General features: G+C 43.9%; 12 protein-coding genes and 1 tRNA gene. 7 read left to right on the top strand and 6 right to left on the bottom strand.

Annotation, left to right across the window (positions count from 1 at the left end):
• Positions 1-4 precede the first annotated feature (4 nt).
• The gene (gene rpiB / locus AAGA18_10680; GenBank protein MEM9445803.1) at positions 5-436 is read right to left on the bottom strand and encodes a ribose 5-phosphate isomerase B; all 432 of its coding nucleotides are present in this window, start codon (positions 434-436) and stop codon (positions 5-7) included.
• Positions 437-502: 66 nt separating this feature from the next.
• On the bottom strand, positions 503-2269 hold the full coding sequence (locus tag AAGA18_10675; GenBank protein MEM9445802.1) for a thioredoxin family protein: 1767 nt from the start codon (positions 2267-2269) through the stop codon (positions 503-505).
• A gap of 153 nt (positions 2270-2422) precedes the next feature.
• On the opposite strand from AAGA18_10675, the gene AAGA18_10670 reads away from it, so the two are divergent.
• On the top strand, positions 2423-3394 hold the full coding sequence (locus AAGA18_10670; GenBank protein ID MEM9445801.1) for a type II secretion system F family protein: 972 nt from the start codon (positions 2423-2425) through the stop codon (positions 3392-3394).
• 80 nt (positions 3395-3474) lie between these two features.
• A complete protein-coding gene (locus AAGA18_10665; protein MEM9445800.1) occupies positions 3475-4446 on the top strand; it encodes an ADP-ribosylglycohydrolase family protein in 972 nt (323 codons plus the stop codon).
• A 176-nt stretch (positions 4447-4622) separates the two neighbouring features.
• On the opposite strand, the gene AAGA18_10660 is transcribed toward AAGA18_10665, so the two are convergent.
• The 3 genes from AAGA18_10660 to AAGA18_10650 all read right to left on the bottom strand — a co-directional run bounded on the left by AAGA18_10660 (position 4623) and on the right by AAGA18_10650 (position 6727).
• Positions 4623-5591: an Rpn family recombination-promoting nuclease/putative transposase gene (locus tag AAGA18_10660; protein ID MEM9445799.1), complete on the bottom strand. Its 969-nt coding sequence runs from the start codon at positions 5589-5591 to the stop codon at positions 4623-4625.
• Between the two features lie 42 nt (positions 5592-5633).
• Positions 5634-5894, bottom strand: a complete 261-nt coding sequence (locus tag AAGA18_10655; GenBank protein ID MEM9445798.1) for a tyrosine-type recombinase/integrase — start codon at positions 5892-5894, stop codon at positions 5634-5636.
• Between the two features lie 224 nt (positions 5895-6118).
• Positions 6119-6727, bottom strand: coding sequence for a superoxide dismutase (locus AAGA18_10650; protein MEM9445797.1), 609 nt, complete (start codon positions 6725-6727; stop codon positions 6119-6121).
• Positions 6728-6815: 88 nt separating this feature from the next.
• Between AAGA18_10650 and dprA the strand changes: the two genes are divergently transcribed.
• Positions 6816-7913 (top strand): DNA-processing protein DprA, encoded by a 1098-nt coding sequence (gene dprA, locus AAGA18_10645; protein ID MEM9445796.1) that lies wholly within the window; start codon positions 6816-6818, stop codon positions 7911-7913.
• Between the two features lie 19 nt (positions 7914-7932).
• Entirely contained in the window at positions 7933-10515 is a 2583-nt protein-coding gene (locus AAGA18_10640) for a DNA topoisomerase III (protein ID MEM9445795.1), read from the top strand.
• A gap of 12 nt (positions 10516-10527) precedes the next feature.
• On the opposite strand, the gene thrB is transcribed toward AAGA18_10640, so the two are convergent.
• Positions 10528-11391, bottom strand: coding sequence for a homoserine kinase (thrB, locus tag AAGA18_10635; GenBank protein MEM9445794.1), 864 nt, complete (start codon positions 11389-11391; stop codon positions 10528-10530).
• A 280-nt stretch (positions 11392-11671) separates the two neighbouring features.
• Here thrB and AAGA18_10630 point away from each other — a divergent pair, with 280 nt between their 5' ends.
• The 3 genes from AAGA18_10630 to AAGA18_10620 all read left to right on the top strand — a co-directional run bounded on the left by AAGA18_10630 (position 11672) and on the right by AAGA18_10620 (position 14444).
• The gene (locus AAGA18_10630) at positions 11672-13375 is read left to right on the top strand and encodes a family 10 glycosylhydrolase (protein MEM9445793.1); all 1704 of its coding nucleotides are present in this window, start codon (positions 11672-11674) and stop codon (positions 13373-13375) included.
• A 75-nt stretch (positions 13376-13450) separates the two neighbouring features.
• Positions 13451-13524: transfer RNA gene (locus tag AAGA18_10625), tRNA-Arg, on the top strand.
• Positions 13525-14024: 500 nt separating this feature from the next.
• Positions 14025-14444 carry a hypothetical protein gene (locus tag AAGA18_10620; GenBank protein MEM9445792.1) on the top strand — a complete coding sequence of 140 codons (420 nt, stop codon included), beginning with the start codon at positions 14025-14027 and terminating at the stop codon, positions 14442-14444.
• The last annotated feature ends 336 nt before the right edge of the window (positions 14445-14780 follow it).

The raw sequence follows: 14780 nt of genomic DNA, 5'->3' as shown, positions 1-14780 counted from the left end.
ACTGCTAGCAATTTTCGAGCTTTGCGATGCGTAGGCTGTGGCGTCCCCCATCAAAATCAGTGTCAATCCAGGTTTGGACAATTTCTAAAATAGACTCTTCAGGAGTGACTCGTTCACCGAGTGAGAGAACATTTCCATCGTTATGTTTACGATTGAGCTTGGCGAGTTCTGTATTCCAGCAAAGCCCGCAGCGAATACCTTTTACTTTATTAGCGGCTATCGCTTCTCCATTCCCAGAGCCACCAAGAACGATTCCTCTCTCATATTCGCCTGCGGCAACTGCTTCGGCACAGGGTCGAATGAAATCGGGATAGTCGCATGATTCATCAGAATAAGTTCCAAAATCCTTAATCTCATGGCCTTTTTCAGAGAGGTAGGTGCGAATTTTTTCTTTGTAACGAAAGCCTGCGTGATCTGAAGCGATAGCTATTTTCATCCGAAGGAGTATTCCTTGATTTATGACAAAGACAATGTGATTTTTGCGCTCTGTAACCGCATTGGATCAAGAGGAAGGCTCTAGTTGGTCGAGCGCATCTAGCACAATTTGAGGGGTCAAGATTTCCGGTAGTAAAATAGGTTTATCACGACCCGGAGCATAAAGCACATAAAGGGGAACCCCCGAACGGTTATAAGATTCAAGCGCTTTGGTAATTTCGGGGTTTTTGTTCGTCCAGTCTGCTTTGATGCGTTGAACCTTGAGCTCATCGAAACGAGCCTCCACTTCTTCTGTGCGTAAGGCGACCTTTTTATTCACCTGGCACGTCACACACCACGCCGCAGTGAAATCAATAAACACGGGCTCGTTATTCTCACGTAAGCTAGTCACTAGAGAAGGAGTGTAATCCTGCCATTTGCTATCTTCCTGACTCGGCCAGGCTGTGGTGAGAGAGAGAGCAACGAGTATCAAAGATAAAACCCATGCAAAACCACGAACGCTTTTTGATCGTAAGGGGGTCGTCCATCGGCCGTAAACCCATGCAGCAATAGCGAAACCAAGTAGCCCAACCATGAAGCGCAATACACCATCGGCTCCAATTTGTTGATTCAAAACCCAGATCAGCCAAATGACAGTGGCAAATAGTAAGAAAGACATGCCTTGTTTGAAAGACTCCATCCAAGGTCCGGGCTTGGGTAAGAAGGAAAGTAGTTTGGGGAAAAAGGAGAGAATGACATACGGAGTTGCCATACCAATGCCAAGTGATGTAAAGATAAGCATAGATACGTAAGCGGGTTGAGTCAGGGCAAAGCCTAGAGATGCTCCCATAAAAGGTGCCGTGCAGGGAGTCGCAACGAGGGTTGCTAAAACTCCACTAAGAAACGAATCGGCGTGACCCCCAAGATTTTGTGATTTACCTGCCAGTCCTATGAAGGAAGTTCCAATTTCAAAAACACCCGCCATATTAAGTGCAAGACCAAAGAATAGTAGGCCTAGCAGTGCGATGAAAAGGGGGCTTTGCAATTGGAACCCCCAGCCGAGTTCCGCACCCGCAGACCGGAAGGTCAGTAAAGCTCCTGCAAGGACCCAAAAGGAAATGAGCACTCCAGTAGCGAATACCAGTCCGTGAACACGAGTCTTCCAAGGGTCATGGCCAGATTGACTGACGAAGCCAAATATTTTGAGAGACAAGACGGGGAACACACAAGGCATGAGATTGAGGATGAGTCCGCCTATGAATGCGAAAAGGATTGCACTTAGCGGTGTAATAGGATTCGAATCTTTGGCGCTCGTTTTCTTGGAAGCAGCATGTTTGGTCACCTCATATTTTTTGAATAGGGTGGACTCGCCGGAAAGTTGCAAGGGCTTATCACTTACTTTCAGAGTGATTTCCAAATCAGCACTTTGAGGGATACACACTTCCTCACAGGCTAGCCAATTTGCTACACCTTTAATGACAACTGAATCGCCTACGGTTTGATCCCTAGGAGGAGTGATTGTCGTGATATGAAGCACTTCATTTTTGTAGCCAAAGCTTTGGATGTCGGCGGTGAGAAACTCGATGGGTTCGGGAAAAGATAGGGGGGTTACGGTGTAGCCTTCCGGTAAATCCCAGGTAACTGATGGAGGAAATCCAGCATCTCCAGGATTCTGATGGTAAGTATGCCATCCCTCTTCCATTTCCAGTAAAAGCCCTAAACGAAATGGTTGACCTGGTTGGATGGACGATTGCTCAGAAATAAGCTTTGCCGTCACTTGCGCTTGGGTATGGTTGGGAGTGAGAGCCCAAAGGCTAGCTAATAAAAAAATAAAAGTGGTAAAAGACTTTTTCATTTAGATCTAAACTGTTAAGTATATAAGGCTGCATACTTTATGCAATCATGCACATAAAAGTAAGAGCTTCGTCAGTGATAATTCTTCCATGGTTCTAGCATTTCAAGATTTAGCCTAGCCTAATGGTTAACTAAGGCTTTATGATTAGAGCTAATGCAAGCGCAGTACCTGAGGAAGCTCTCTACTCTTTTGGAGGGTGGTGTGCCCATTATCCAAGCGCTTCATCACTTAGAAACAAAGTCTAGCGGGTTATCTGTGGATGTTTCGCGAAAACTGCGCATGGGTATTGAAGCGGGCAAAAGCTTTGTGGGCGCTGCTGCTGAAGTCGACGATTTCCTGAAAAACCATCAGCTCGATTTTGTAGCAGCAGGTGAAGTTTCTGGGCGCATGGCGGAGTCACTCAAAATGATTGCCGAAGCCGAAGAGAGACAAAACAAGCTCCGCAAGACTCTTATGAGTGGCTTCCTATACCCAGCCGTTCTTTATCATTTAGGAGTTTTTGTCCCCAGCATTATTACTTTTGCCACGAAGGGTTTATTCTGGGCACTCTTGGAGTGTATATTACTACTGTTTCCCGCGTATTTACTAATCGTTGTCGCTGTCATGGTCTTGCGTGGAAGAGATAGTGGAATAATACCGAGCAGTTCGATTGACCGCCTTTTAATAAAGATACCCTGGATAGGTTCATTTCTTCGGTATCTCGCAGTTTACCGCTTTTTTATAAGTATGCGACAAATGCTTCTAGCTGGCATGAGATTGGATGAATGCTGGGAAAAGGCATCCGTTGCTACTGGGAGTGATTTCTTCAAAGAAGATTTGGAAACCGGGCACCTATTACTCACAAAAGGGCAACCGCTATCACAAGCTTTTCAAAGTGCTTCTTTATTTCATAGCGAAGAAGTAGAAATGGTGGAGACGGCGGAAGCTTCAGGAAAGCTAGAATTTATCTTTCAGCATTTGGCAGACCAAAGTCTTGATGAAGCCCACAGCGTGAGTCAAAACATGGCCAAACGTTTGCCTATGTATGTCTACTATCTTGTTGGCCTATTTATGGTTTTTCGAATCTACTTAGTGGTCAAGAGTATCTTTGATCAGATTGGTAGTGTCACGGAGGGAATCTTGTAAAATCTGCGCTTTACTGACGCATTTAATCAGAACTTACTCTCTTCAGGTTGAGGACTAACCATTTGCCGTTATGGTTCCCTATGGATAAACCATTAGATTTAGCTTATAAGGGTAGTCTTGCAGCAGATGCTCTTTCGATGCCAGTTCATTGGTATTATGATCGAGCTGCTTTGGATCGTGACTTCCCCGATTTTCAGTCATACGAAAAACCTAAAGCTAAACACCCCGATAGCATTTTATGGCGTTCAAGTTACAACGCAGTGAATGACAAAGCAGATATTTTGAAAGAGCAGGCTATTTACTGGGGTAAGCGAGATATTCACTATCACCAATTTTTGGAAGCTGGCGAAAACACGGTGAATTTTAAATTAGCCAGAGAGTTACATGATTTCGTGATAAGTAACTCTGATTATGATGTGGAAACTTGGGCGGAAAGATATGTTGAATGTATGCTAACACCTGGGTTTCATCATGATACTTATGTTGAAGAATATCACCGGGCATTTTTTACTCATTATGCGCAAGGTAGATCCCTTCAGAAGTGCGGAATTGACGATGAGCACATTGGAGGGCTATCACAAGTCCCTGCACTAGTAGCCAGCTTATCCGAAATTGGAGTAAATGATCTTAAAGATTTAATAGAGATCGCGCGCTATCATGTCCTTTTGACCCATCAAAACAAGATGGTTATCAAGGCGGCTGAGACACTAGTCATGTTGCTACACGCAATATCATTGGGTACGCCGCTACGAAATGCACTTGCTGAAGTAGCCAACGATTCATTCTCTGCGAAACAAGCTGAGCAATGGAGCTCATATCCAGATAGAATCGTGATCGGAAAAAAGTTGAGCACAGCCTGTTATATTAAGGATGCGTTCCCAGCATCTTTATATCTTTGCTGGAAATACCATAATGATTTTGATGCGGGGATTATTAATAACGCATTAGTTGGTGGGGACAATTGTCATCGGGGTTCCGTTGTTGGTAGCTTAATCGCTTGCTCGATAAAAATGATTAACCCTAAATGGCTTTCTTTAAAACAGCCGGTTTAATCCGAAGGATGCCATAGAGACTCAAGGATTTGGGCAAGATCCTAGCTCCAAGAAATATAGAGTCTTATAGAGGTGTCACTTTTTAAATATCTTCCTCGACCCTCTTTTTCTTGTGGGACTCTGCGCCACTGTGGGCTTGGGTGACAAGTCTTGGAAAAAGCTTAGTAGCTTTTTGGCTAGTTCTTGAGCTTTTCTGTTATTTGGACTTGGAGGTTATCGAGTATTTGTTCTAGCTCAGAAACTGTTTTCTTCTCAAGATCGCTGGTATAAGATTTTTTCATGCCCAAAGCCCCTTCAGCAAAATCAATTTGTCCAATCAAAGTTTGCTTACAACCTTCTTGAAGACCTTCTTGAAGACCTTCTCTTCTTAATTGTTCTGCGATACTCATGATATCTTCCTTAATTTTTTCTTCATTTATTGTATCTTTGATTACCTCGATGTCAATAGCCTCTCGGCCGTCGATTTGTAGCATGTAAAGGAGTAAAGTTCTTAATAATTCATGCCCTTCCTGTTCCCTGATCACTTGATCAAATAGTCCTGATATACTCTTGAGCCAAGGCAAAATTCTATCTTCTCTGGCTGCTTTCATCAAACTCAAAGCAGCTCGGTAAGCTACATGTCCTTGAATCTGCTCAGGGCTAATAGCGGCCAAGTCTACTACTTCATAACTAAAATCAGGTGTATATGGAGTAACCGAAGCTTTGAATAGATTGGGAATATCTAGAAGATCTGAAAATTTCTTACTAACTTTCCACTCATCTTTATTTTGGTGTAAAACTATCGGCAAAATGACAGGTAGTTTTTTGGCGTCTGGAATTTGTTTTAAGAACTGCTCCCATATTCGAACCATGTAGCGCAGCAACCTAAAGGCCATCAACTTATCCTCCTGAGTTTGATGTTCGAAAAGTGTGTAAAGCCAAGTATCCACACCTTTGATTTGGACTTTGTAGAGTAAATCACTTTCTGAACCTTTGAGGATTTCATCCACAAAACTACCTGGCTCTAGTTGTAAACTTTGCCAATCGATATGTTGGGTCAGTTCACTTGGTAGATGTTTTTTAAAAAATTCTGTAGCTGCATCCTTGCGGCTGAAAACGCTTTTAAAAATTTTGTCGTGAGGATTATGGATGGGAAATTCTGGCATGATTTAAATTTTGTAGCATTTCATAACAGTATGTGGCGATTGTCAATGGAGTGACCTCTCCTTGGGATGAAACTTTCTATGAGCTTCTTTGAGATCGGTAATGGTTAAGTGAACGTATTTTTCAGTAGTGGCTAGACTGCCATGACCTAGAAGCTCTTGGACATGTCTTAAATTAGCATTGTTCTTTAGTAAATGTGTGGCACATGAATGTCTGAAGATATGAGGGGTGGCCTTCTTTTTGGCATAGGCATGAATCATCAAGCGCATGGAGTTTTGATCGTATGGCTTTTGATCCCCTGACACTGGCCCCGGCCTTAGCAGTAGAGTGCTCCGCACAAATTTTTTAGCTTTGATCCCCTGAGACTGACCCCGATCTAAGCAGCAGGGTGCTCCGCACAAATTTTTTAGCTTTCCCGGTTGAGCCGGAGGATGAAGGGGTGGTCGGATGACCTCACGTAGTCTCGAAGAGTAGGCAAAAAAACCGGCCACTAATTGGCCGGTTTTAAAGTTTGCAGGAAACGCTCTATTTATTTAGCTGCGTCATAAATCTTGCCCGCTGCATCCCAATTAACGACATTCCAGAAAGCTTTTAGGTAATCTGGGCGACGGTTTTGATATTTAAGGTAATAAGCATGTTCCCAGACATCGCATCCAACGATAGGCGTCCCCCCTTCCATGACTGGGCTGTCTTGATTGGGTGTGGAGGTGACTTCTAACTTACCGTCTTTGAGGGAAAGCCAAGCCCATCCACTTCCAAAACGTGTCGCTCCAGCGGCTTCAAATTTCTCTTTAAATGCATCAAAGCTTCCAAAAGTGGAGGTAATCGCTTCAGCTAGGGCGCCCGTTGGTTCTCCACCGGCATTTGGTCCGATGATGGTCCAAAAAAAACTATGGTTTGCATGTCCACCACCATTGTTACGGACTGCACCTCGAATAGCCTCAGGAACAGCATCGAGATCGCTGATAAGATCCTCGATTGATTTCTCAGCTAGGGTTGATTCTGATTCAAGAGCAGCATTAAGTTTTGTGATATAGGTATTGTGATGTTTTCCATGGTGAATACCCATGGTAGTTGCATCGATGTGGGGTTCAAGCGCATCTTCTGCGTAAGTTAGTTGGGGTAGTGTGTATGCCATGGGGCAAAGATACATGAGTCTGGGATCATGTCCAATCTAGAATTTTTTCTGGTTTACTTTTTGAGTTAGGTGTTGTCGAGTTCTAAGAATGGATAAACGAAGTGCCTATGTCATCTTGAATGGTATTCGGCTTGTTGGACCTGTGCGTGTGGCAAAAATGCGTCAAGTGCTAGGCTCAGTAGAAGCTATTTTGACAACTCCTGCCTCGCGATTAGCCCAGATCGATGGAATTGGGCAGAAGGTAGCTGATACGATTTCCGATTGGCAGCTTTGTTTTGATTTAGAGAAGGAGCTAGATGATGCCAAAGCTCTCGGCCTAGAGGTGATTCATTATGAGGATGACCGCTATCCTGTGAAGTTGAGAGAGATTTATGATCCTCCACTCGTCCTCTATATTAAGGGGGATCCATCGTGCCTTGAAAAAATGTCTATTGCTGTAGTTGGGTCTCGGCATACAAGTTATTATGGAGGTGAGGTCGCCAAAAAGCTCTCTTACCAGATGGCTTATTCGGGGATCTCGATTGTCAGTGGCTTGGCTAGGGGGATCGATACGATGGCCCATCAAGGCGCACTTGCAGCTAAAGGGAGCACGGTGGCAGTTATGGGGTGTTCACTTGATAGAATATATCCTTCAGAAAATGAAATTTTAGCAGACAAAATTAGTGAAAGCGGGGGGCTATTGATCTCTGAATTTGCCCTGGGAAGAGCCCCCGACCGTCAAACGTTTCCGATGCGCAATAGAATCGTAAGTGGTTTAAGCTCAGGGGTTTTGGTCATAGAAGCGGGGGCTGAGAGCGGTGCTTTAATCACCGCACAGAGGGCCATGGAACAGGGTAGGCAAGTTTTTGCGGTACCAGGACGAATTGATCAGGGGTACGCGGCAGGTTGTCATCGTTTGATTAAAGATGGCGCAAAATTAGTCGAGGGAGTGGAAGACGTGATGGATGAGTTCGCTTTTTTGGTACCAAAGGAGATAGTTGGAATAAAAAAGCGCGCAATGCCGTCAGATTTGTCTAAAGATGAGGTTACAATTTTAGAAAGTATTGGAGACGAGGAGATGGAATTGGATTACATTACTCGAAAATGTGGATTGCCAACAGCGAAAGTGTCTTCTACGTTGCTCCGACTTGAGATGAAGAAACTGGTTCAACAGCTTCCAGGTAAAGTGTTTGTAAAAACGGACTAAATAAATAGGTTAGAAATAAATGGCGAAGTCATTGGTCATAGCAGAGAAGCCAAGCGTGGCGACAGATTTGTCACGAGTGATAGGCTCCAAGTATGGTAAGTTTGAAAAGGATAAAGATTTCTTTGAAAACGATCAGTTCGTCATTAGTTCTGCAGTCGGTCATTTAGTTGAAATAGGTGCCCCACCTGATCAAGAGCCGAAGCGAGGTAAGTGGAACATAGCAAATCTACCTGTTGTGCCGACTTATTTTGAGTTGAATCCTATCAAAAAGTCAGAAGCTCGCTTTAAGTTAATCAAGAAGCTTATCAAACGCAAAGATATCGATTGCATCATTAATGCGTGCGATGCGGGTCGAGAAGGGGAATTGATTTTCCGTTATATTATACAATTAGTGGGTTCTAAAAAGCCTACTAAGAGACTCTGGATGCAATCCATGACCCCTGCTGCTATTGTTCAGCAGTTTGAAAGACTTCGCTCGGACGAAGAAATGTTGCCCCTTGCGGATGCAGCGATTTGTCGTTCAGAAGCGGATTGGTTAGTAGGAATCAACGGCACTCGTGCCATGACTTCATTTAATTCCCAAGGAGGTGGGTTTCACAAGACTACTGTGGGACGAGTTCAAACACCTACTTTGACCATTGTCGTCAAGAGAGAAGAGAAGATAAAGCACTTCGAACCCAAGCCCTATTGGGAAGTGCATGGAAGCTTTGGGGCTGAGGCTGGTGAGTATATGGGGCGTTGGTTTGATGAGTCATTTAAGAAGCCTGCTAAAGACAGGGGCGAAGAAGATAAACAAAAAGAATTAAAGGCGGAAAGAATTTGGGATGAAGCTAAAGCCAAGGACATAGCAGAATTTTGCAAAGGCAAAATAGGGGCAGTCGAGGAGAAGAGCAAACCTTCCTCGAAGGCTTCACCACTTTTATTTGATCTGACTTCTTTGCAAAGAGAGGGGAACTCTAAGTTTGGGTTTTCAGCCCGGTCCACATTGCAATTTGCGCAGTCTTTGTATGAGCGTCATAAACTGTTGACTTATCCAAGAACCGATAGCCGTTATTTACCTGAAGACTATATAAGCACTGTGGTGCAAACCATGGAGAAGTTAAAAGGAATGTCATATGCAAGTCATGCAGGCCAGATTTTAAAAGAGGGCTGGATTCGCCCAAACAAGCGTATTTTCAACCAAGCTAAAGTTTCAGATCACTTTGCGATTATACCGACCTTAGATGTGACGGATAAGAAGCTTAACGAAGGCGAGCAGCGTATCTTCGACCTTGTTGTGAAGCGCTTCCTTGCAGTGTTCTTTCCCCCGGCTGTTTACGAGGTTACAACCCGTCTCACTCGCGTCGAGGAACATACATTTAAGACGGAAGGAAAAGTTTTAAAAGAGCCTGGCTGGTTAGCCATTTATGGGAAAGAAGCAGAGCTCGAAGCTAAAGATAAGAATGATCAGCCCACTTTGATACCTCTGCAGGAGGGTGAAAAAGTTAACGTTGAGGATATGGAAATTCATTCATTAGCAACTAAACCTCCTGCTCGTTTCTCGGAAGCAACGCTTCTATCAGCCATGGAAAGTGCAGGCAAGTTAGTGGAGGATGAAGAGTTGAGAGATGCTATGGCAGAAAAAGGCTTAGGTACTCCAGCTACCCGAGCTTCTATTATAGAAAACTTAATAGCAGAACGTTATTTGCTGCGCAATGGACGTGAGCTTGAACCCACACCCAAGGCTTTCAATTTACTGGAAACAATCAATGTGATGAAGATCCCTGCTCTGTCTTCTCCTGAGTTGACAGGTGAGTGGGAGTATAAGCTCAAAATGATTGAACGCGGTGAGCTAAGTCGACCGGAGTTCATGAAAGAGATACAAGATATCACACGTGATGTAGTAGAGGGTGTCCGCGGTTTCAATCCCGAGGAGGTAGAAACTCGTGAAATAGATTTACACGATCCATTCTCTGGCGCGCAGATGATCGAAACCTTGCGCGATTTTCGCACCAAGGATGGGTCTCTTGTTGTTCGCAAGGCTATTGCAGGACGGATTATGGATCTAGAGGAGGTTCGTGAGTTACTGGCAAACCGAGTTGTTGGCCCCCTGGACGAATTTCGCAGCCGCATGGGGCGCCCGTTTAGTGCTTATGTCCGTCTTGATGACAGTAAGGAGGTGACATTAGATTGGGGTAATGGTTCTAATGGCAGCGAAGAAGAAGCGAATTTTGAGGGTCAAGAGCCTGTAGGCATTTGTCCAACTACCGGTTTACGAGTTTTTGAAACACCTAATGCTTTTGTTACGGAAAGCCCTAAAGGCAGTGAGGATGGAACGAACGGCACCAATGGCAAAACATCAAAGGCTGGTGACAAAACTAAGTTTAGAGTTTCTAAAAAAATTCTAGAGCAGGAAATTACTCGTGAGCAAGTAGTTAAGCTATTGACAGAGCGTAAGACGGATCTCATGTCGGGCTTTGTAAGTAAAAAGACACGTCGTCCCTTCAAAGCCTTTTTGATTCTTAAGGAAGATGGCACAACCGGCTTTGAATTCCCTCCGCGTGAAGCCAAGAAAAAGGCCGCGAAGAAAGTGGCTAAGAAAGCAGTTACTAAGAAGTCGTAAAAATCTGAGGTATCAGTATTTTCGCGCTTGTCTTAATACTTTCGCCCCTTCGTTATCCACAGCTAGCACGTGATCGACAATATTTTTGTGGCCGGCGTTTCTGAGCGCATCTCTCATAGCATTCGCCACCTTACTATTGCCTGATTGGGAAATAGCCATGATGGTTGAGCCAGAACCACTTAGAAAGGCTCCTAGCGCTCCCGCTTGTATGGCAGCATCTATTGTTTCATCGAAACCGGGAATAAGTTTTGCCCGGTAAGGTTGGTGCAATTTGTCGACAAAGCATCCTGCTAATTTTTCATACTGCCTAGTGCAAAAGGCTCCAGTGATCATGGCTGAGTTACGGAGATTGGTCACGGCATCCTTATGACTGACGCGTTTGGGGATGACGGTTCGGGCCTCTTCTGTTTTCACTTTAAAGGATGGAATGACTGCGATGAATTTTAGATTGAGTGGTACCTCTGCTCGGATGTGATCGCAGTCTATACACGCGCAAAAGCCTCCGTGAAAGGCGGGGACCGCATTGTCTGGATGACCCTCTAGCTCTACCGTGAGATCGAGAACTTTGGTAGGGGAGAGAGGATTCTGATAAAATTCATTAAGAGCCATGAGGAGACCCAGTCTAACAGTCACACTGCTTCCAAGTCCTCTAGATGATGGAACATCTCCGTCGAATTTAATATGAAATGCTCTTCTTCTTAAGCCTGTTTCAGAAAAAAAGCGTTCAATAATTTCGCGTAGAAAAGGTTGCCTGGGGTTGGATTGAGCAGGGCGAATAGTTGCCGTGTTGTAAAGTTTTAGAGCAATCCCCATGCAGTCGTAACCTGGTCCAAGATTTGCTGTAGTAGCGGGAACACGAACAGTTACGGATTTCATACCCGGGTATGATGAAGGTTGTCGGGACATAAAGAAATCATTTTTAAATAATCCGCTTAATTTATGTCTCTTTGAAGATTGGAATGTATGAAAATTTTTTAAGCTAAGAGTGCCTGCTTTATGAAAGTAGGAGAAATTATGGTTAGAATAGATCTGAATTCTTGTAAAAGCGGCAAAGGGGTAGATAAGTTTTGGAACAGCGATGATAAAGCTATAATAAATATCCTTCAATAAAGTCTCCGCGAGTTAAGCCGAACGTTAAGATAGTTGGAATAAGTGTGTGAATGATCTAATCAAGAGTATGGCATCAGGAGTTTTTGCCGGCATGATGAGTTTGTGGCCGGGGATGGTTTATTCTTCTCTAGATATCCAAGCCTCCCCAAGCCTCATTGAGGTACAAGAGTATACTTACCAGCTCACTGAAATAGATACCTTACCCAGTCTGGAAAGGGAATTCCGAGGTGCATGGATGGCTACGGTGCATAATATTGACTGGCCCTCAAAACCAGGTCTATCCGTGCACGAGCAAAAGAAAGAGCTCACTCAGATATTAGATTTGATGAAGCAGATAAAGCTCAATGCGCTTATTCTTCAAGTGCGCCCAGCATGTGATGCCTTTTATTCATCTGAATTTGAACCCTGGTCTTACTATCTCACGGGAAAAATGGGGAAAGCTCCTGAGCCTTTTTACGATCCACTCGCTTTTGCGGTAGAAGAGGCTCACAAAAGAGGTTTGGAGTTACATGCTTGGTTTAATCCTTTTCGTGCTTTGACCTCGGTTAAAACAAAAGGTCGTTATGTCTACCGCAGTCATATTAGTAAAAAGCGACCTGATCTGGTCAAGCGTTATGGCAATTACCTATGGTTAGACCCAACTCGAGGTGAGGCAAAGGATTATACAATCCAGGTGATCATGGATGTGGTCAAACGTTATGACATAGATGGTGTTCACATGGATGATTATTTTTATCCCTATCCATTATGGAAAAGTCGCAAAAAAGTAGATTTCCCAGACTACAGCAGATGGAAAGCCTACCGAGATCAAGGTGGTGAGCTCGGACGTACTGCTTGGCGACGTTCCAAGGTTAATCATTTTGTTTCCACTTTGTACCGCAGCATCAAAGCGGAAAAGCCCTGGGTGAAATTTGGGGTAAGCCCTTTTGGTATCTGGAGGCCGAACTATCCCGAGGGCATCAAGACCGGTATCGACTCCTATGAAGATCTCTGTGCAGATTCGCGCCTTTGGCTGCGGCAAGGTTGGGTGGACTATATGTCACCACAGCTTTATTGGCCCATTAGCTCAGAGGGGCAGCCCTTTTTACCTTTGCTTGATTGGTGGTCTCAGGAGAATATAAATAATCGGCATCTTTGGCCTGGGATTAGTAGCAGCTTTATTGGTCCTAAGAGACCAGCTAGTGAATCGCTTGCCCAAATAGATTTGATCCGGGAAAGGAAAGATCAAGCCAAGTTATATTCCTCCGGGCATATCCAGTGGAGTATTACCAGTATGATTAAGAACAAACGGGGCCTTACAGACTTATTACAGAGTGAGTCTTTTACAGAAGATGTATTGCCTCCTGCCTTTCCTTGGCTTAGCTCAGAGCTTCCTAAGCAGCCACTGCTCGACATAAAACCCATCGAAGATGGACTAAAGATTGAGTGGAATATTTCGGAAGATAGTCCACCTGTTTGGAAATGGATATGTCAATGGAATGATGGTGAGGAGTGGCATTCAGAGGTTTTGAGTTCCGAGCAGCGTAATTACGTTATTCCGTTAGAAGATCCTACTTCCCAAGATAATATCATTTCATTAAGAGGTTTAGACCGGGCGGGTAATGAGGGAAGTCCTGCCATATTAGCAATGCTCCCAGTTCCTCAAGTCCATCCTAGAATAGAAGAGGGTGAGGAAATAGAACAGAGCCCTCCGTCAGCTCAAAAGCCTTTCTGGCATTTTTTCAGAAGTCTCATTCTAGGCAGTCATTAGGACGCTTGGAGTCATTCACTTTATTTTCTTGAACACAACGCAGGCAAAAGAGACTATCTAGGGCCATGATTTCCTGCACCCGTAGCTCAATTGGATAGAGCGTCGGTTTCCGGAGCCGAAGGTTATGGGTTCGACCCCCGTCGGGTGCACAGATTTATATAGGAGATGGAGCCAGCATCAAGTGTCCTAGAGGTATCACTCTATTAATACATCATCGCAGACTCCTTTTTTTCTTCTGGCTTAAGCTTTTACGCATCTTGTTCAACTTCTATGACGTCATGCGGGCTTCATCATTATGAGGATGATATTCATATTTTCACGTGTATACTTCCGCAGATGAGCGTGGGTTGTGCTATAAGAATCCTAAAAGCAAGTGTGATTAGGGGGCTCAAAGAAAAGTGTAGTTACTTCAAGAAAGTCTATTTGGAGACAAATGGAATTTGGTAAAACTGTTATCCCCTCTTTGAGAGTCGCAATAGATCAAGAGACTATTCGCAGATAAATCAAGTTGCAGAGCACTTTTAAACGGTGGACAAGCCAGGCTCATACCTCGAGCGTAAGTCTGCTGAGAGGTTATTGCTTTTCTCATTGTACTTAACTACAGTAGTGCAGTTAATAAGTATGAGTTGGTTTGGTATTCTATAAGTAAATGAAATCCATAGTTACTAGTTTCTTTTTAGCCTTGCTAGCGACGTCCTGTCTTGCAGGCGAAAAAGAAAAAGCATTTGAAGAGTCATTTCGCAGTGCCGTTTCAATGAATGATCAAGCCATGTTCGAGTTGGTTCAATTTGCAAACAACACCCCAAAGCTTTTCCGTGATATGATCATGGAGAGTCTAAGAGAAGATAGAAAAAAGACAATTAAAGCGATTTCATTTTCTGATCCGGCAAAGGACGCTGTGTTTGAATTTGAATACGGCGGTACTACCTATACAACGAGTCTTCCTGTCGTAAAAGAAATGAAGATCAAATACGACATGACGAAAGACGCATCTGGCGTCGAAGGAACGACTTATCGCTTGGGCTTGCATGACGGAGTCTACAAAATAGTTGTCCCCCAAGCAAAATGAACTTTAGGTGCACTAGCCATCGATTTCTTTTGAATTCTCTTATGAAATTATACCTTGCTACTTTTTGAGGTATCTTGCTGAGTGTGGCCAATGGGAATCTTTAGTTGCTATTGATATCTGACAATAGATCAATGGAAGTCACTCTCACCATTGTTGCTTGGTATTTTATTAGACTAACGTGATGCTTATTCGCTTCTAATTAGTTGTCACTGAAAAAGTGATTTGGCTTAGTATGGGAAAGGGGTGAGTGTATAAAAGGACTGTGAGAAAAGACTGGTAATAGGTACAATAGACGCAAAAGCTGGTCAAAAATGAGAAGTAGTAGTCCTGAAAACA

It is taken from the genome of Verrucomicrobiota bacterium (assembly GCA_039192515.1).
GTDB lineage: Bacteria > Verrucomicrobiota > Verrucomicrobiia > Methylacidiphilales > JBCCWR01 > JBCCWR01.
The sequence above is the reverse complement of the archived record's forward strand: the minus strand, read 5'-3'. Positions and strand labels throughout refer to the sequence as shown.